Genomic DNA, 16,891 nt, shown 5'->3' on the forward strand with positions numbered 1-16,891 from the left:
ACGCACGCGGCTCTCCCTCCAGCCCCTCTCCTGTCCCGCCTCCCCCGCGCTTTGGAGCTGCCGATGACGGCCACCGCCACGCCCACCGTCCTCACCGCCCGCGCCCTCCTGCTCGACATGGACGGCACCCTCGTCAACTCGGATGCCGTCGTGGAGCGCATCTGGCGGCGCTGGTCAGCACAGCACGGGCTGGACGGCGACGAGACGATGAAGGTCGTCCACGGACGCCAGGGCCACGCGTCCATGGCGCTGCTGCTGCCGGACCGCCCGGTGGAACAGAACCTCGCCGACAACGCGCGCATGCTCGCGCAGGAGACCGCGGACATGGACGGCGTGGTGGAGATCCCGGGCGCGGCCGCGTTCCTGCGCTCCCTGCGCGGCCTGCCGCACGCCCTGGTGACCTCCGCCGACGTCGCGCTGTCCACGGCCCGGATGACCGCCGCGGGCCTCGACCTGCCGGACATCCGCATCACCGCCGAGTCGGTGGGCGCGAGCAAGCCCGACCCGGAGGGCTTCCTGAAGGGGGCCGCGGAGCTGGGCGTGGACCCTGAGGACTGCGTGGTCTTCGAGGACTCGGGCGCCGGCATCACGGCAGGACGCGCGGCCGGAATGCGGGTGATCGGCGTCGGCCCCCGCGCCGCCGCCCACGGCCCGGACGTGGTCGTACGGGACCTGACCCAGGTGACGGTCGAGCCGGCCCCCGACGGCACGATCCGGCTGCACATCGCCTGAACCACCCCCACGGGCACGGCAAAGGCCCAGGTCCCCGGATGACTCCGGCCGGACCTGGGCCTTGCTCGTGTCCTGCGACTGGTGGGCGCGGACGGTTTCGAACCGCCGACATCCTGCTTGTAAGGCAGGCGCTCTACCCCTGAGCTACGCACCCGCGACAAGTCGACAGCCTACATGGCCCGGGACCGTGTCCGACAAACCGTCCCTCGGGACCGAGCGCCCGCGCCCACGGCGGGAAGTCACGGCACGAACCGCGAACTGAACGGCTCGTGTGTTCGTCTTCAACCGATGGGAGAATGGGCACCACCCAGGGCGGACCACAGCACGGGAGAGGGACGTGACGGCGACACCCCGAGGGACCTCAGGTCCGGTCCGTGACGTCCTCTCTCTGGTGATCCTTCCCGCGCTGGCCGCGCTCGCCCTGCCCGCCGCGTTCGCCGGTGGGGGTACGCGGCGGTGGTTCGGGGGGCGGGCCGAGGGGCAGCGGGCTCAGGCTCAGGCCGCCAAGGACGCTGCCGCCGCCGCGTTCTACGAGTTGGACACCGCCCAGCGGGATCTGCGGATCTCCATAGAGACGATCATGGCCGTGGACGACTCGCCCGCCGCCCGGCGTGCCGTGAGCGAGTTCGAGGCACTCGGGCGGCGTATCGACGAGGTCAGTCACCGGTACATCGAGGCCGTCGACGCGCATGACCTCGACCGGGTCGATCTCGAAGCCTCCGTGGCCGTGCGGGCCCGGGGTGAGCTGACCGCCGCCAAGGACGAGCTGGTCCGGGTCAAGCAGGAGCTGGACCGGTTCGGCGACGGGCTCGGGCCGCTGCTGGACAAGGCCGAGACGCGGCTGGCGCGGCTGGCGCCCGCTGTGGAGCGGGCCCGGCAGGCGCTGCGCGCGGCGGCGGGCGGCCTGGATGCCGTACGGGACTCGGGGCTGCGGGCGGACGATCTGGCCGGCCGGCTCGCGGCGCTCTCGCCCGAGCTGACCAAGCTGAACCAGGGGGCCGGACAGCACGGGGTGGAGCCGACGCTGGAGCGGGCCGAGCGGGTCGCGCGGGAGGCCGAGGCGATCCGGGTCGAGGCCGGGCGGCTGCCGGAGAAGGCCGCCGAGATCGATCACCGGCTGGTCTCGCTGCGGACGCGTGCACAGGCGCTGACGACGCGGGCCGGGCAGGTCGACCCGGTGCTGAGCGAGCTGCGCCGCCGGTTCGCGGCGGCCTGCTGGCAGGACCTGCAGCAGGTGCCGGAGCAGGCCGCGGAGAGCGTACGGCAGGCGGAGCGGAAGCTGGCGGAGGCACAGGCCGCCCGGGACGCGCAGCGCTGGCCGGACGCCACGTCGCTGCTGTCGACCGTACGAGCGCTGCTGAACACCACCGACGAGGCCGTGTCGGCCGCGGGTGACCGGCTCACGCGGCTGAACGCCGTACAGAAGGATCCGCAAGCGGAGATCGAGCGGACCCGGTTCGCGATCCGGGACGCGCAGCGGCTGGCGATGGCGGGGCGGGCGACGCCCGATCCGCGGGATGCGCGGCCGCTGGACGAGGCCGTGGGCCGGCTGGAGCGGGCGATCGGCACGCTGGAGGGGCGCCACCCCGACTACTGGCATTTTCTGACGGAGACCGAGGCGGTACGGCGGTCGGTGGCGCGGGTGGTCGCGCAGATCCGTGAGGAACGTGGGGGCGTCGGGCACTGAGGTGCGCTGAGGCTCACTGAGGCGGCTGAGGATCACCGACGCGTTGCCGCCCGGTCGGGCCGGGCGGATATTGGGTGTTACGCGGGCGGAAAACGGGAGACCCGTACAGCCTCCGCTCGCCTACGCACCGGGAGGCGGACATGGCCTCACACGCACTGCGCTCGCCGGGGACGCGGCGACGGATCCGGCTGGACGAACACCTTCCCATGGACCATCGCCTGAGCAAGGTCTACCGGGTCGGCGCGGGCCTGATGGGTCTGTTCCTGCTCGCGTTCGGCATCCTCGGCCTCCTCGGGACGGGTCAGCACAGCGTCCTGGGCCTGGGCTCGAACTCCGCGCTCGCCATCCTGTCGATCTGTGTCGGCGTGCTGCTGTTCGTGGGCATGGTGGCCGGCGGGAACTTCGCGTCCACGCTGAACATGGTCTTCGGCATCCTGTTCCTGCTCAGCGGCTTCCTGAACCTGGGCCTGCTGGACAGCAACTACAACTTCCTGAACTTCGGGATCCAGAACGTCCTGTTCAGCTTTGTGGTCGGCCTGCTGCTGATGGTCTTCGGGATGTACGGCAGGGTCGGGTCGACGCTGCCGCACGACAACCCGTACTGGCGGGCGCGTCATCCCGAGGCGGCGGAGTGGGAGCAGCGGGCGGCGCAGGATCAGGCGCGGTCCGAGGGCTCCTGAACACGCGGGTGGAGGCGGGGGCGAGGCGTTAGCCTGTGCGCATGCCTCGCTACGAGTACCGCTGCCGTACCTGCGGCGACACCTTCGAACTGAGCCGTCCGATGGCGGAGTCCTCCGCCCCCGCCGCCTGCCCCGCGGGCCACGACGACACGGTGAAGCTCCTGTCGACCGTGGCCGTCGGCGGCTCGGCGTCCGCACCCGCGCCCGCGCCCCGTGCGGGCGGCGGCGGGGGCGGGTGCTGCGGCGGGGGTTGCTGCGGCTGACGGACGCCGCCGGACTCCGCCGTACGTCCTCAGCCGGCAGCCTGATCCGGTTGCCGTGCCGCCCGCAGGAACTCGCGCAGGATCCGCTCGCCGGCCAGTGCTCCGCGTTCGGGCAGTGCGCTGATGGCCGGTGCCGTCCAGCCGGCGTCGGCGAGTTCGCCGTGGCCGGGGCGCCAGCCCCGGTCCGCCGCGAGGAGCAGGTCGGCGTCGAGGAGGGAGTCGCCGGCGGCCAGGGTGAGGTCCGCGCCGGTGCGGTGGGCGACCTCGCGTACGGCGGCGCTCTTGGTGAGCGGTTTCGGTACGGCGTAGATCTTGCGGCCTTGCAGGGACACCGTCCAGCCGCGGTTCTCGGCCCAGACCGCCAGTTCCTTCACCCACTCCTCGGGGAGCAGTTCGCGCTCGACGACCAGGTAGACGAACAGATCCTCGGCGACGCGGTGCTTGCGCACCCAGGCCGGGTCGGCGGTCCGTTCCAGGTGGGCGCGTACGTCGTCCAGCGGCGCACACTCGGCGGCGAGCCGGGCGGTGACGCGGGCGTGCCAGTCGGGGTCGCAGACGCCGTCGACGAGCAGATGGCCGCCGTTGGCGCAGATCGCGTACTTCGGCGGCGGGCCGGGCAGGTTGATGCGCTGGTACTGCTTGCGGGTCCGGGTGGTCGTCGGCACGAACACCGCCGCGTCCCCGAGGTCGGTCAGCAGCTGGGAGGCCGTCTCGGTCATGTAGGACAGCGGCTTGCTCTCGTGGACCTCGACGCACAGCAGCCTCGGCGCCCGGGCGTCCGGCATGGTCAGGGCCAGGGCCGCCGAGGAGTAGATCAGCGTACGGTCGAGGTCGCTCGCCACCAGCACCGGCATCAGAGGTTCACCGCCTTGCCGTCGGCGCCGGTCGCGCCGCGCGTGTACTTGGGGTGGATCAGTCCCACGCAGGTGTACGGCAGTTCGCCGACCTCCTCGACGGGTACGCCTCTCTGCCGCGCCAGCAGGCGTACGTGTTCCAGGTCGGCGCCCGCGCCGGCCTTGGCGAGGATCTTCCAGGGTACGCGGCGCAGCAGCACGCGGGTGGTCTCGCCGACGCCGGGCTTGACGAGGTTCACGTCGTGGATGCCGTACTCCTCGCTGATGCGCTCGACGGCCGCCCAGCCCTCCCAGGTGGGGGTGCGGTCGGTGGCGGCCAGTTCCTTCACGGCCGTGTCGACGGGGTCCGTGACGTCGGGGAAGCGGGCGGTCACGGCGTCCAGGAAGGCCACGGAGACGTCGGCGCCGGCGAGTTCGCGGTAGAACTTCGCGCCGTGGAAGTCGTGCGGTCCGACCAGGTCGGCGCGCAGGACGGTGCGGGAGATCAGGCCGGAGACGGTGGAGTTGAGGCAGGCGGAGGGGATGAGGAAGTCCTCGCGGGTGCCGTACGTCCGTACGCACGAGCCCGGGTCGGCCAGCACCGCGATCTCCGGGTCGAAGCCGGTGATGCCGTCGCTCTCCTCGAACTCCCGGATCGCGTCGGCGAGTTCGCGGGTGATGGCGCCCTTGCCGGTCCAGCCGTCGACGAAGACGACGTCGCGCGGGTCGTGGTGGGCGGCGAGCCAGCGCAGGGCGTTGGCGTCGATGCCGCGTCCGCGGACGATCGAGACGGCGTAGTGCGGCAGGTCGAGGCCGTGCCGGAACTGCGCCCAGCGGCGCATGAGGACGCCGACCGGGGTGCCGGCGCGGGCGAGGGAGACCAGCACCGGCCGGGGCGAGCGCTCCGCGATCACCGTCTCGGTGACCACGCCGACCGCCTGCGCGATCCGTGCGGCGGAGATGTCGAGGGCGGCGTGGAACAGCTCCTGGTACTGCTCGCTCGGCTGGTACTCGACCGGCAGCGACTCGGCGTAGTGCGCGCCACCGCTCTGGATCGCCTCCTCGCGCTCCTCGGTCGGCGCTTCCAGGGTCACGTCCGAGAGGTCCTGGAGCAGCCAGCCGACCTCGTCGGGTGCGTACGAGGAGAAGGCGGGGCCGCGGAGGGGCTCGGGGAGCATGGCGGGTCTTTCGTCGCAAGAGGCGGAGGCGTGTGCGGGTCCGGGGGCGTACGACGGTACGACCGCGAGCAGGACGTGCGCGGCGTGGTCGGCCAGCCGGGCCAGCAGGCCGTCGGGGGTGTGCAGTTCGGGGGTGTCGGCGACGGAGTCGACGACGGTGACGACGGTGTCGAAGCCGGCGCCCGCGACGTTGTAGGCGTAGCGCTCGCCGGGGCCGTCGGCGGGATCGTCGTGGGCCGGGAAGGCGAGGCGGCTGCGTATCGCGTAGCCGGGGTCGTCGACCGGGAGCACCGGTGAGCGGGTGGTGGTCGAGTAGCGCACCTCGGCCGCGACGACCTGCTCCAGCTCGCGGGCGAGCCGCAGCGGCGCGTACATCAGCTCCTCGAAGCCGAGGACGAGGACGCGGCGGGCGTCGGCGGGCAGGGCCTCGGCGACCCGTGCGGCGAGGGCGGGCACGGCGGCGTCGAGGCGTGCGCGGTGCCGGGGGGTGAAGCCGTGCCGGCCGCCGTCGGGGAGCCCGTGGGGCCAGCGGAGGTCGACGCGGGTGATGCGGCCGGGGTGCGGCCGGGCTGTCGTGCCCGCGGCTGCCGTTGCCGTGGCCGCCTCATGGCGTGCGACCAGGTCCCGGCCCTTCTCCAGCACTCCCTCGGGGAGCCGCACCGTGCCGGACGCCGCTGCCACCAGGTCCACGCGTGCGCCGATCTCGTCGGCGAAGTCCGTCAGGCGTTCGGTGTCCTCGGCCGAGCGCATGTCGACGAGGGCGACCACGACGTAACGTTTCCGCGGGTAACGCTCATGGAGGTCCCGGATGGTGTTCAGGACCGTGTTGCCGGTGGAGAACTCGTCGTCGACCAGGATCAGCGGGCCGTGGCCGGCGAGCAGGGCCGGGTCCTCCGGGAGCAGGAGGTGCGAGGTCGCGTGGGAGTGGGACTCCTCGAAGCCACCCGCGGGGGCGACGCCGGCGACCGGGCGGCGCGTGGAGTGCAGGTACGGGGCGAGTCCCAGGCCGTCGGCGACCGCGTGACCGAGGCCGGTGGCGGTCTCGGCGTAGCCGAGCACGACCGCCGCGGCGGCCTCCTCCTCGCCGAGCAGGTCGCGCACCCGCCGGCCGAGGGTGACCCCGTGGCCGTACACCACGGCCGGAGACTGCGGTACGTGCTTGCCGAGCACGTGGGAGACGAGCAGGTGGGCCCGCTTGGGGTTGCGGCGCAGCGCCAGCCCCAGCAGGCCGGTCAGCGCCTCGTCGCCCGCGAGTTCGACGCCGAGCCGCTGGGCGACCCAGCTGCCGGACCAGACCCCGTTGTTCACTGCGTTGTTCATCCGTTCCTCGGGTTGCGGGCGGTCAGCCGGGTATCCCGGCGGCGAGCAGCTCCACGAAGCCGACGTCCTCGCCCGCGACGCCGAACACCTCGGCACGGAGCATGGTCCGCTCGGCCCAGGCGCGGTGCGGCTTCACTTCGTTCATCTTGTTCGTGTACGCCGACCTGAGCACACCCCCGCCGCCGCGTTCGGGCCGCAGGATGTCCCGGGCGTCGCTGAACTCCTCGTGGCTGACCACGGACAGTGCGTGCACGGGCAGGACGTGCGAGGGGTGGATACAGGTCTTGCCGAGCAGGCCGTTGGCCTGGTCCAGGGAGATCTCCCGCAGCAGCCCGTCCATCGCGTGCTCGATGAGTTTCTCGCGCAGTCCCACGGCCTGGCCCTCCAGGAAGGGGCTCTGCCGCAGCAGCGGCTTGAACATGCGCTCGGGGACCCGGAAGTACTCCCACACCGGGCCGGTCACCGTGAAGCCGGTGCCGTCGGCGCGGCCCAGCATGTTCACCACGTCGGCGATGACGGAGGCGACGATCTGGATGTCGTAGGCCGTCATGTCGGGGGCCCGGCGCAGGCCGTACGCGGAGCAGAAGTCGGTGACGCCGAGGCGCAGGGCGAGCACGCGGTCGCGGAACTTGTCGACCGCGCGGAATATCCCTTCAAGGGTGTCGACCCGCGACTCGAGGTACAGCAGCTCGGGCGACTCGAGGACCGGCATGGCGAACAGCCGCCGGCCGGCGGCCGCCTCGGCGGTGGCCAGCGCCTCCAGGAACGGCAGGCCGCGCTCCTCGGTGAACTTCGGCAGCACGAAACCGGACAGCAGGCCTGCGGCCGGGCCGAGCCGGCGTACGAGATCGGGGATCTGCTCGGGCACGCGGACGCGGATGAAGAGCAGGGGCAGGGTGTCGTCGGTCCGCGCGGCCAGTTCGGCGAGCTGCCGCACGAGGTTGTCCTCGCCCGCCGCGACGTCCTCGTCGCCGATCGAGTCCTCCAGGCACAGCACCATCGAAGCCACGCCGAGCCGGGACTGTCTGACGATGTCGTCGGCGAGCCGCGGCCGCGTGGCCGGGCTGTACAGCGTGGCGCCCAGGGCCGCGGCGAGCAGCCGGGCCGGGGAGTCGGCGGTGAACTCGCACGGCTCCTGGTGGAAGAGACGCTGTCGCACCTCAGGGGCAAGGTGCCCGAAATGACGCATGGAACTCCCCCGCGGAACGCGGTAAGCCGGTGGAATCCGAAGACAGTTGACCGGTAATAGTACGTACGGATGCATGTCTGAGGTTCCCGCCGGGCGTGAATTCCAGGTAACTCGGCCATGTCGGATCCGGAGACCCCCGCATTGTCGTGACCAGGACCGAGAGGGCAGGATGACGGCATGAAGCACGCCATGCTGAAGGGATCCAACGTCCCGCTCGAAGCCACGACGGTGCGCGCCGTGCTGCGCTGGACGCCCGGACAGGGCGTCCCGGACGTGGACGTGTCGGCGCTGCTCCTCGGCCCCGACGGACGCGTGCGCTCCGACGAGGACTTCGTCTTCTACAACCAGCCCCGGCATCCTTCGGGGACGGTGTGGCGGCTCGGCAAGAAGCGGGTGGCCGAGGGCCTCACCGACACGATCCAGGCGGACCTCACCGGTGTCGAGACGAGCGTCGGCCGGATTGTCCTGGTCGCCTCGGCGGACGGCGTCGCCTTCGATCACGTGCAGGCCCTGAGCATCCTGCTGTACGACGCGCAGGCCGCCGAGGGCGAGCCGCTGGCCCTCTTCGACATCGCGCCGGAGACGGGCGCGGAGACGGCCCTGATCTGCGGTGAGCTGTACCGGCGCGGGGAGGGCTGGAAGTTCCGTGCCCTGGGCGAGGGTTACTCGAACGGGCTGGAGGGTCTGGCCACCGACTTCGGCATCTCGGTGGACGAGTCGGAGGGGGTCGAGGACCCGCGCCCGGCGCAGCCGACGATGTCCCAGCCGCTCCCGCCGGAGCAGCCGGCGCTGACCCAGTCGCAGCCGGCGACCGTGCAGGTCCCGCCGCCGACCGCCCAGGTTCCGGCGCCGAACGTCCCGGCGCAGCCGGCGTACGGCTATCCCCAGCCGACGTCGTCCCAGCCGGCGCCGGCCTACGGCTATCCGCAGCCGACGTCGTCGCAGCCCGCGTACGGCTACCCGCAGCCGGTGACCGGGGCCCCGGACGGGGACTTCCGTCTGCCGCCGCAGGGCCCACAATTCATCGACCGCTAGGGCAACCCCCTTAAGGGGCGCGGGGAACTGCGCGACAAGCCACCACGAACGAACCCGCATGCCGCGGTCCGACCGCAGCACTCCGGCTCAGTAGGCAGACCCGAACCCGCCCGAGCCGGCGCAGCGCTCCGTCAGCGGTCCGCCTGCGTCTTGTAGCCGCGGCCCCACTGCAGGCCCCAGCCGTACAACCGGTCCAGCTCACCCTGGAAGCCGTACACGAACTTCACCTCGCGCCGGACGATCAGCTCGTCCTTCACGTTCTCGATCATCACGACCGCGCAGGACCGGGCCTGCGGATGGCGCTCGTCGAGGCCGATCGCGATGCGGGGGCCGTTGCTCGGGAAGAGGGTGACGACGGCGTGCGTGCGGTCGAACGCGGGCGTCTGGTCGTAGATGTACACGAAGACCAGCAGCCGCTTGATCGCGTCCCGGTGATCGAGGTTGACGTACATCGTCTCGCCGGACGCCGACCCGAACCGGTCGTCGCCGCTGATTTTGACGTACGGCGGTGAGTTGACGTCGCCGAGGTAGTTCCCGAGCGGCTGGACGACCCCCTTGGTGCCGTCCTTGAGCTCGTACAGGCATCCCAGGTCGAGGTCGACGTTGACCATGCTCTGGCCGTGGCCGAGGATCTCCGGGGGCTTCAGCGCCCTGAAGGGGTGCCGGAAGAGGCTGGCGCGCTCGACGCCGATGTCGGAGGTGCGCATCTGCCAGGTGAGGTTGACGCGCAGGTGGCCGGTGGCCGCGCCCTGCTTGGTGAGGGACACGTACTGGTGCCGTTTGGTGAGCTGAATGGAGTTGGTCGCGGCGCTGCCCGAGTCGAACTCGGCCGCCCGTCCGCCCAGCAGCCCGTCGAAGAAGCCCATTCCCGCCCCCAAGTGCTCATGTCACGTGCCGCGGGGCGGCCGACCAGGTCGGCCGCCCCGCACAGAGCGTTCCTCGGTCCAGGGGCGCTCACACCCGCGACGAGACCTCAGTCTTCTCGTCGGAGCCCGTCGCTTTTCCCTCGGCCGCCGCGAGGGCGCGGTTGCGGCGGACGGAGGACCAGAAGGACCAGGCGATCAGGACGACGCCGACCAGACCGGTGACGACCTCGTTGATCTCGTACTGGATGGTGACCATGAGGATCACGGCCAGGGCGCCGATCGCGTAGTGGGCGCCGTGCTCCAGGTAGACGTAGTCGTCGAGGGTGCCCTGGCGGACCAGGTAGACGGTGAGCGAGCGGACGTACATCGCGCCGATGCCGAGGCCGAGCGCCATCAGGACGATGTCGTTGGTGATGGCGAACGCGCCGATCACGCCGTCGAAGGAGAAGGAGGCGTCCAGGACCTCCAGGTACATGAACATGAAGAACGCGGCCTGGCCGGCCAGCAGGATCGCCGGGCGCTTCTTGCCGGTGCGCGCGGCCTGTTCCTCCTCCTCGTGCTCGCGCTCCTCCTCTTCCTCGAGCTTGTCCTCGAAGTAGCCGGAGAGACCGCCGACGATCATGTACGTGATGAGGCCGGCGACGCCGGCGATCAGGACCGTCTGCGCCTTGTCGACGTGGGCGCCGCCGTGCTGGTGGGCGTGGGTCGCGAAGGTGAAGGAGGTGATCAGCAGGACGATCAGGGAGATGCAGACCGACAGCATGTCGACCTTGCCGAGCTTGGCCAGCGGCCGCTCGATCCAGCGCAGCCACTGGACGTCCCGGTCCTCGAAGATGAAGTCGAGGAAGATCATCAGCAGGAACATGCCGCCGAAGGCCGCGATCGCCGGGTGGGCGTCGGTGACCAGTTCCTGGTAGCGGACCTTGTTGTTGAACGCCAGGTTGACGGCCTCGATGGGCCCCATCTTGGCGCTGATCGCGACGATCACGACGGGGAAGACCAGCCGCATGCCGAAGACGGCGATGAGCACGCCGACCGTGAGGAAGATCTTCTGCCAGAAGGCGTTCATCTTCTTCAGGATTCCGGCGTTGACCACCGCGTTGTCGAACGACAGCGAGATCTCCAGGACGGCCAGGATCGCCACGATGCCGAAGGCGGTCCACCCCCCGTAGAAGGCTGCCGCGACCAGGCCGAGCGCGGTGATCGCGAACGACCAGCCGAAGGTTTTCAGAAGCACTGGCTACCCCATCGTGTTTGAACGGGTCTCCCCCGCGCCGCATTCGGCTTTACGAAACGTTGACCCCAAAGTCTAGAGCGATCCCCCGAAGTCCGGACGCGTACCCCTGTCCGACCGCCCGGAACTTCCATTCGCCCTGGTAGCGATAGAGCTCGCCGAAGATCATGGCGGTTTCGGTGGAGGCGTCCTCGCTGAGGTCGTACCGCGCGAGCTCCTGGCCGTCGGCCTGGTTGACGACCCGGATGAACGCGTTGGACACCTGACCGAAGGTCTGGCCGCGTTCGTCGGCCAGATGGATCGAGACCGGGAAGGTGATCTTGTCGCAGGTGGCCGGCACCTTCGACAGGTCGACCAGGATGCTCTCGTCGTCGCCCTCGCCCTCACCGGTGAGGTTGTCGCCGGTGTGCTCCACCGAGCCGTCCGGGCTCTTGAGCTGGTTGTAGAACACGAACCACTCGTCCCCGAGGACGCGCCCGCCCTGGCACAGCAGCGCGCTGGCGTCCAGGTCGAAGGGGGCTCCGGTGGTCGAGCGGGCGTCCCAGCCGAGCCCGACCGTGACGTTCGTGAGGTTCGGTGCGGCCTTGGACAGGGAGACGTTGCCTCCCTTGGCGAGCGTGACTCCCATGATGCTGGTCCTCCCCTTGGCGATGCCTCTTCGGTTGTCCTGCGCGTCCGGCGCCGCGCGTAAACGGCGCGGCGCCGGACGATGCGAGCGATACCTCGGACGCGGGTACGAACGACGTCCGGGACGCCGCGCGGACGCCGTCCCGGGCGTCGGTGCGAGCGACGCCCCTGCGCGCGCGTGCGGATCACGACGTCCCGGACGTCGCGCGGAGGGGCGTCTTTGAGGTGGACGCGGCTGAGGCCTCGGACGTTGCCGTGAGAGCGCCTCAGGCGTCGGTACGGGGCCCGCGGGCCTCAGACGTTGACGCCGAAGTCCTGGGCGATGCCGCGCAGGCCCGAGGCGTAGCCCTGGCCGATGGCGCGGAACTTCCACTCCGCACCGCCCCGGTACAGCTCGCCGAAGACCATGGCCGTCTCGGTGGAGGCGTCCTCGCTCAGGTCGTAGCGGGCGATCTCCTGTCCGTTCGCCTGGTTGACGACGCGGATGAACGCGTTGCGCACCTGGCCGAAGGACTGCTGGCGGTTCTCGGCGTCGTAGATCGACACCGGGAAGACGATCTTGTCCACGTCGGCCGGGACCGTGGCCAGGTCGACCTTGATCTGCTCGTCGTCGCCCTCGCCCTCACCGGTGAGGTTGTCGCCGGTGTGCTCCACCGAGCCGTCCGGGCTCTTGAGGTTGTTGAAGAAGACGAAATTCTGGTCGCTGCCGACCTTGCCTGCGTTGTTCAGCAGCAGCGCGCTGGCGTCCAGGTCGAAGTCCGTGCCGGTCGTGGTGCGGACGTCCCACCCCAGACCGACGATGACGGCGGTCAGGCCCGGGGCCTCCTTCGTCAGCGATACGTTGCCGCCCTTGCTGAGGCTGACTCCCACGAGTCCTCCATGTGGTGTCCAGGGGCGGGGAGCCCCGTCGTACATCGGATACCGGATCAACGAGTCGATCCTAGTGACGGGTTCCCGCTCCCCGCAGGCCCTGGAGACCGATCAATACCGCGTCACAGGGTGTCGAGCGCCTTCACGTACTCGCTCAGGTCACGGGCGTCCATCACGGCGTTGTGCACCGTCCAGCGGACGATGCCCTCCTTGTCGATGATGAACGTCCCGCGGTTGGAGAAGCCCCGCTCCTCGTCGAAGACGCCGTACGCGCGCGACACCTCGCCGTGCGGCCAGAAGTCGCTGAGCAGCGGGTACTCCAGGCCCTCCTGCTCGGCGAAGACGCGCAGCGTGTGCATGGAGTCGTTGGAGACGGCGAGCACCTGGGTGCCGCGGTCGTCGAACTTGGGCAGGTTGTCGCGCAGCTCGCACAGCTCACCGGTGCACACACCGGTGAAGGCGAAGGGATAGAAGAGCAGCACCACGTTCTTCTCACCCTGGAAGTCGGAGAGCTTCACCGTGCGACCGTGGTTGTCGCTGAGCTCGAAGTCGGGTGCCTTGTCGCCGACCTTGATCGCCATCGTCCTGCGTCCCTTCGGTAGGGCTGTTCGGGTGAGGACCACCCTACTGAGCGATCACCGGGACCGGCGGACGGGCCGGGCTTGAGCCCGGCCCGTCCTGTGTCCGGGATGAGGCGGCCTACCTCTTGGACTTGGCGGCCTTCGGCGTCACCAGACGCGAGCCGCTCCAGTCCTTGCCCACACTGACGCTCTTGGACGCCGACAGCCCCGCCGTGGTCGCGGCTTCCGAGATGTCACTCGGCTCCACGTAGCCGTCACGGCCGGTCTTCGGCGTCAGCAGCAGGATCGAGCCGCCTTCCTCGATGTACGTGATGGCGTCCACCAGCGCATCCGTCAGGTCGCCGTCCTCGTCGCGGAACCACAGCACCACGGCGTCGGCCACGTCGTCGTAGTCCTCGTCCATCAGCTCGCTGCCGATGATTTCTTCGATGGACTCGCGGAGCTCCTGGTCGACGTCGTCGTCGTAGCCGATCTCCTGGACCACCTGCTCGGGCTGGAACCCCAGCCTTGCGGCAGGGCTCGTCCGCTCCTCCGCGTGGTCCGCGGTCGCGCTCACGGGTTGCCTCCTGATCATGTCTTGGTGAATAACTCGGCCACGCGCGTGCGCGCAGCATTGGCCGTAGTCCACACGGGCGGGACGGATCGCGCAAGTACCCGGCCGTTCAGATCGCCGAAACGGTGACGTTCCGGGCCGTGTCGCCGCAACATTCCCGACCTTCAGTGGCCTACATCACACCCATCTGTCCGCTTTACGCGTACACGAATCACTGTCGTCACGGTTACCCCTCGGTAGAGATGACGTACGGCTCTCCGAGGTACACGATGGGGACGGTGCAGGCGCAGACACGTACCGCGACGAAGTGAAAAAGCGGCCCTTCTGACAGGTAAGGAACAGCGTGGCTTCCGGATCCGATCGCAATCCGATCATCATTGGCGGCCTTCCGAGTCAGGTTCCTGACTTCGATCCCGAAGAGACCAAGGAGTGGCTCGACTCCCTGGACGCCGCCGTCGACGAGCGCGGCCGGGAGCGGGCCCGCTATCTCATGCTCCGCCTGATCGAGCGGGCGCGCGAGAAGCGCGTGGCCGTGCCCGAGATGCGCAGCACGGACTACGTCAACACCATCCCCACCAAGAGCGAGCCGTTCTTCCCGGGCAACGAGGAGATCGAGCGCCGGATCCTGAACGCGACGCGCTGGAACGCGGCCGTGATGGTCTCGCGCGCCCAGCGCCCCGGCATCGGCGTCGGCGGCCACATCGCCACCTTCGCCTCCTCCGCCTCGCTGTACGACGTGGGCTTCAACCACTTCTTCCGGGGCAAGGACCGGGGCGACGGCGGCGACCAGGTCTTCTTCCAGGGCCACGCCTCCCCCGGCATCTACGCCCGCGCGTACCTGCTCGACCGGCTCACCGAGAACCAGCTGGACGGCTTCCGCCAGGAGAAGTCCAAGTACCCCGACGGACTGTCCAGTTACCCGCATCCGCGCTCGATGCCGGACTTCTGGGAGTTCCCCACCGTGTCGATGGGACTCGGCCCCCTCGGCGCGATCTACCAGGCCCGGATGAACCGCTACATGGAGGCGCGCGGCATCGCGGACACCTCCGGCTCGCACGTGTGGGCGTTCCTCGGCGACGGCGAGATGGACGAGCCGGAGTCGCTCGGCCAGCTGTCCATCGCCGCGCGCGAGGGCCTGGACAACCTGACCTTCGTCGTGAACTGCAACCTGCAGCGGCTCGACGGCCCGGTGCGCGGCAACGGCAAGATCATCCAGGAGCTGGAGTCGCAGTTCCGCGGCGCCGGCTGGAACGTGATCAAGCTGGTGTGGGACCGCAGCTGGGACCCGCTGCTCGCCCAGGACCGCGACGGCGTGCTGGTCAACAAGATGAACACCACGCCGGACGGCCAGTTCCAGACGTACGCCACCGAGTCCGGGGCGTACATCCGCGACCACTTCTTCGGTGACGACCACCGGCTGCGCGCGATGGTCGAGAACATGACCGACGACCAGATCCTGCACCTGGGCCGCGGCGGTCACGACCACCGGAAGATCTTCGCGGCGATGTCGGCGGCCAAGGCGCACAAGGGCCAGCCGACGGTGATCCTCGCCAAGACGATCAAGGGCTGGACGCTGGGCCCCAACTTCGAGGGCCGCAACGCCACGCACCAGATGAAGAAGCTGACGGTCGACGACCTCAAGCACTTCCGCGACCGGCTGCACCTGCCGATCTCCGACAAGGAGCTGGAGTCCGGCGCTCCGCCGTACTACCACCCGGGCCGGAACTCGGAGGAGATCCAGTACATGCACGACCGGCGCAAGTCGTGCGACGGGTACGTCCCGACGCGCGTGGTGCGCTCCAAGCCGCTGGTGCTGCCGGGCGACAAGACGTACGCGAGCGTGAAGAAGGGTTCGGGTCAGCAGTCGATCGCGACGACGATGGCGTTCGTACGGCTGCTCAAGGACCTCATGCGGGACAAGGAGATCGGCAAGCGGTTCGTGCTGATCGCGCCGGACGAGTACCGCACGTTCGGCATGGACTCGTTCTTCCCGAGCGCGAAGATCTACAACCCGCTGGGCCAGCAGTACGAGTCGGTCGACCGCGATCTGCTGCTCGCGTACAAGGAGTCGCCGACGGGCCAGATGCTGCACGACGGCATCTCCGAGGCGGGCTGCACGGCCTCGCTGATCGCGGCGGGTTCGGCCTACGCCACGCACGGCGAGCCGCTCATCCCGGTGTACGTCTTCTACTCGATGTTCGGCTTCCAGCGCACCGGCGACCAGTTCTGGCAGATGGCCGACCAGTTGTCCCGCGGCTTCGTCCTGGGCGCGACCGCCGGCCGTACGACCCTGACCGGCGAGGGCCTCCAACACGCGGACGGCCACTCGCAGTTGCTCGCCTCGACCAACCCGGCGTGTGTGGCGTACGACCCGGCGTACGCGTACGAGATCGCGCACATCGTGCAGGACGGCCTGCGCCGGATGTACGGCGGGGACGCCGAACACCCGCACGGCGAGGACGTCTTCTACTACCTCACCGTCTACAACGAGCCGATCCAGCACCCGGCCGAGCCGGCGAACGTGGACGTCGAGGGCATCCTCAAGGGCATCCACCGGATCGGCGAGGGCACGAACGGCTCGATCCCGGCGCAGATCATGGCGTCCGGTGTCGCGGTGCCGTGGGCCCTGGAGGCGCAGAAGATCCTCGCCGACGAGTGGAATGTCAAGGCCGACGTCTGGTCGGCGACCTCCTGGAACGAACTGCGCCGCGAGGCCGTGGCCGTGGAGGAGCACAACCTGCTGCACCCGGAGGAGGAGCAGCGGGTGCCGTACGTGACGCAGAAACTCAGCGGGTCCGAGGGGCCGTTCGTGGCCGTGTCCGACTGGATGCGCTCGGTTCCGGACCAGATCGCCCGCTGGGTGCCCGGGACGTACCAGTCCCTCGGCGCGGACGGCTTCGGCTTCGCCGACACCCGGGGCGCGGCCCGGCGCTTCTTCCACATCGACGCGCAGTCGATCGTGGTGGCGGTGCTGACCGAGCTGGCCCGGGAGGGCAAGGTCGACCGTTCGGTGCTGAAGCAGGCCATCGACCGCTACCAGTTGCTGGATGTGACGGCGGCGTCCCCGGGGGCGGCGGGCGGCGACGCGTAGGCGCTGGGGGAACGTCCGGGCGCCGGGTGACGCGGGGCGGGGGCATTGACGCCCGGGCGTTCAGGCCCAAACGGGGGTCCGGGGCGACAACCCCGGACCCCCGCACGTGAATACGGCTGAGCCGCCGGACGGCGACCCGCTGCTCCCCTCCA

15 protein-coding genes and 1 tRNA gene are annotated in these 16,891 nt (G+C 70.2%); 6 read left to right on the forward strand and 10 right to left on the reverse strand.

The features are described 5' to 3' along the window. The first annotated feature begins 63 nt into the window (after nt 1–63). Nucleotides 64–732 (forward strand): HAD family hydrolase, encoded by a 669-nt coding sequence (locus tag ABZ910_RS26885; RefSeq protein WP_361369622.1) that lies wholly within the window; start codon nt 64–66, stop codon nt 730–732. A 79-nt stretch (nt 733–811) separates the two neighbouring features. Here ABZ910_RS26885 and ABZ910_RS26890 read toward each other — a convergent pair. Next, nucleotides 812–886, reverse strand: a tRNA-Val gene (locus ABZ910_RS26890). A 183-nt stretch (nt 887–1,069) separates the two neighbouring features. Here ABZ910_RS26890 and ABZ910_RS26895 point away from each other — a divergent pair. The 3 genes from ABZ910_RS26895 to ABZ910_RS26905 all read left to right on the forward strand — a co-directional run bounded on the left by ABZ910_RS26895 (nt 1,070) and on the right by ABZ910_RS26905 (nt 3,362). Next, nucleotides 1,070–2,419 carry a hypothetical protein gene (locus ABZ910_RS26895; protein WP_361369624.1) on the forward strand — a complete coding sequence of 450 codons (1,350 nt, stop codon included), beginning with the start codon at nt 1,070–1,072 and terminating at the stop codon, nt 2,417–2,419. Nucleotides 2,420–2,559: 140 nt separating this feature from the next. Beyond that, nucleotides 2,560–3,099 (forward strand): DUF4383 domain-containing protein, encoded by a 540-nt coding sequence (locus ABZ910_RS26900; RefSeq protein ID WP_361369626.1) that lies wholly within the window; start codon nt 2,560–2,562, stop codon nt 3,097–3,099. 41 nt (nt 3,100–3,140) lie between these two features. Then, on the forward strand, nt 3,141–3,362 hold the full coding sequence (locus ABZ910_RS26905; protein WP_361369628.1) for a zinc ribbon domain-containing protein: 222 nt from the start codon (nt 3,141–3,143) through the stop codon (nt 3,360–3,362). Nucleotides 3,363–3,391: 29 nt separating this feature from the next. Here ABZ910_RS26905 and ABZ910_RS26910 read toward each other — a convergent pair whose 3' ends face one another. Genes ABZ910_RS26910 through ABZ910_RS26920 form a run of 3 tightly spaced genes read right to left on the reverse strand, consistent with a single transcriptional unit; the run spans nt 3,392 to nt 7,882 of the window. Then, nucleotides 3,392–4,216, reverse strand: a complete 825-nt coding sequence (locus tag ABZ910_RS26910; RefSeq protein WP_361369629.1) for an HAD family hydrolase — start codon at nt 4,214–4,216, stop codon at nt 3,392–3,394. Then, on the reverse strand, nt 4,216–6,693 hold the full coding sequence (locus ABZ910_RS26915; RefSeq protein WP_361369631.1) for a phosphoribosyltransferase: 2,478 nt from the start codon (nt 6,691–6,693) through the stop codon (nt 4,216–4,218). The genes ABZ910_RS26910 and ABZ910_RS26915 overlap by 1 nt, the downstream gene beginning before the upstream one ends. A 22-nt stretch (nt 6,694–6,715) precedes the next feature. Next, nucleotides 6,716–7,882, reverse strand: coding sequence for an HpcH/HpaI aldolase/citrate lyase family protein (locus ABZ910_RS26920; protein ID WP_361369632.1), 1,167 nt, complete (start codon nt 7,880–7,882; stop codon nt 6,716–6,718). Between the two features lie 177 nt (nt 7,883–8,059). Here ABZ910_RS26920 and ABZ910_RS26925 point away from each other — a divergent pair, with 177 nt between their 5' ends. Further along, the gene (locus tag ABZ910_RS26925; protein ID WP_361369633.1) at nt 8,060–8,917 is read left to right on the forward strand and encodes a TerD family protein; all 858 of its coding nucleotides are present in this window, start codon (nt 8,060–8,062) and stop codon (nt 8,915–8,917) included. Nucleotides 8,918–9,048: 131 nt separating this feature from the next. Here ABZ910_RS26925 and ABZ910_RS26930 read toward each other — a convergent pair whose 3' ends face one another. The 6 genes from ABZ910_RS26930 to ABZ910_RS26955 form a co-directional block, all read right to left on the reverse strand. Next, complete coding sequence (locus ABZ910_RS26930) at nt 9,049–9,783, reverse strand: Tellurium resistance (RefSeq protein WP_361369747.1); 735 nt, start codon at nt 9,781–9,783, stop codon at nt 9,049–9,051. A gap of 88 nt (nt 9,784–9,871) precedes the next feature. Then, nucleotides 9,872–11,020 carry a DUF475 domain-containing protein gene (locus tag ABZ910_RS26935; protein ID WP_361369635.1) on the reverse strand — a complete coding sequence of 383 codons (1,149 nt, stop codon included), beginning with the start codon at nt 11,018–11,020 and terminating at the stop codon, nt 9,872–9,874. 49 nt (nt 11,021–11,069) lie between these two features. Then, nucleotides 11,070–11,645, reverse strand: a complete 576-nt coding sequence (locus ABZ910_RS26940; RefSeq protein WP_361369636.1) for a TerD family protein — start codon at nt 11,643–11,645, stop codon at nt 11,070–11,072. Nucleotides 11,646–11,938: 293 nt separating this feature from the next. After that, nucleotides 11,939–12,514 carry a TerD family protein gene (locus ABZ910_RS26945; protein WP_361369638.1) on the reverse strand — a complete coding sequence of 192 codons (576 nt, stop codon included), beginning with the start codon at nt 12,512–12,514 and terminating at the stop codon, nt 11,939–11,941. 122 nt (nt 12,515–12,636) lie between these two features. After that, nucleotides 12,637–13,095: a peroxiredoxin gene (locus ABZ910_RS26950; protein WP_361369640.1), complete on the reverse strand. Its 459-nt coding sequence runs from the start codon at nt 13,093–13,095 to the stop codon at nt 12,637–12,639. Nucleotides 13,096–13,213: 118 nt separating this feature from the next. Continuing rightward, nucleotides 13,214–13,651, reverse strand: a complete 438-nt coding sequence (locus ABZ910_RS26955) for a DUF3052 domain-containing protein (protein ID WP_361369642.1) — start codon at nt 13,649–13,651, stop codon at nt 13,214–13,216. Nucleotides 13,652–13,991: 340 nt separating this feature from the next. Here ABZ910_RS26955 and aceE point away from each other — a divergent pair, with 340 nt between their 5' ends. After that, nucleotides 13,992–16,739 (forward strand): pyruvate dehydrogenase (acetyl-transferring), homodimeric type, encoded by a 2,748-nt coding sequence (gene aceE / locus ABZ910_RS26960; protein ID WP_361369644.1) that lies wholly within the window; start codon nt 13,992–13,994, stop codon nt 16,737–16,739. Nucleotides 16,740–16,891 lie beyond the last annotated feature (152 nt).

The sequence above is a fragment of the Streptomyces sp. NPDC046805 genome (genome assembly GCF_040645355.1).
GTDB lineage: Bacteria > Actinomycetota > Actinomycetes > Streptomycetales > Streptomycetaceae > Streptomyces.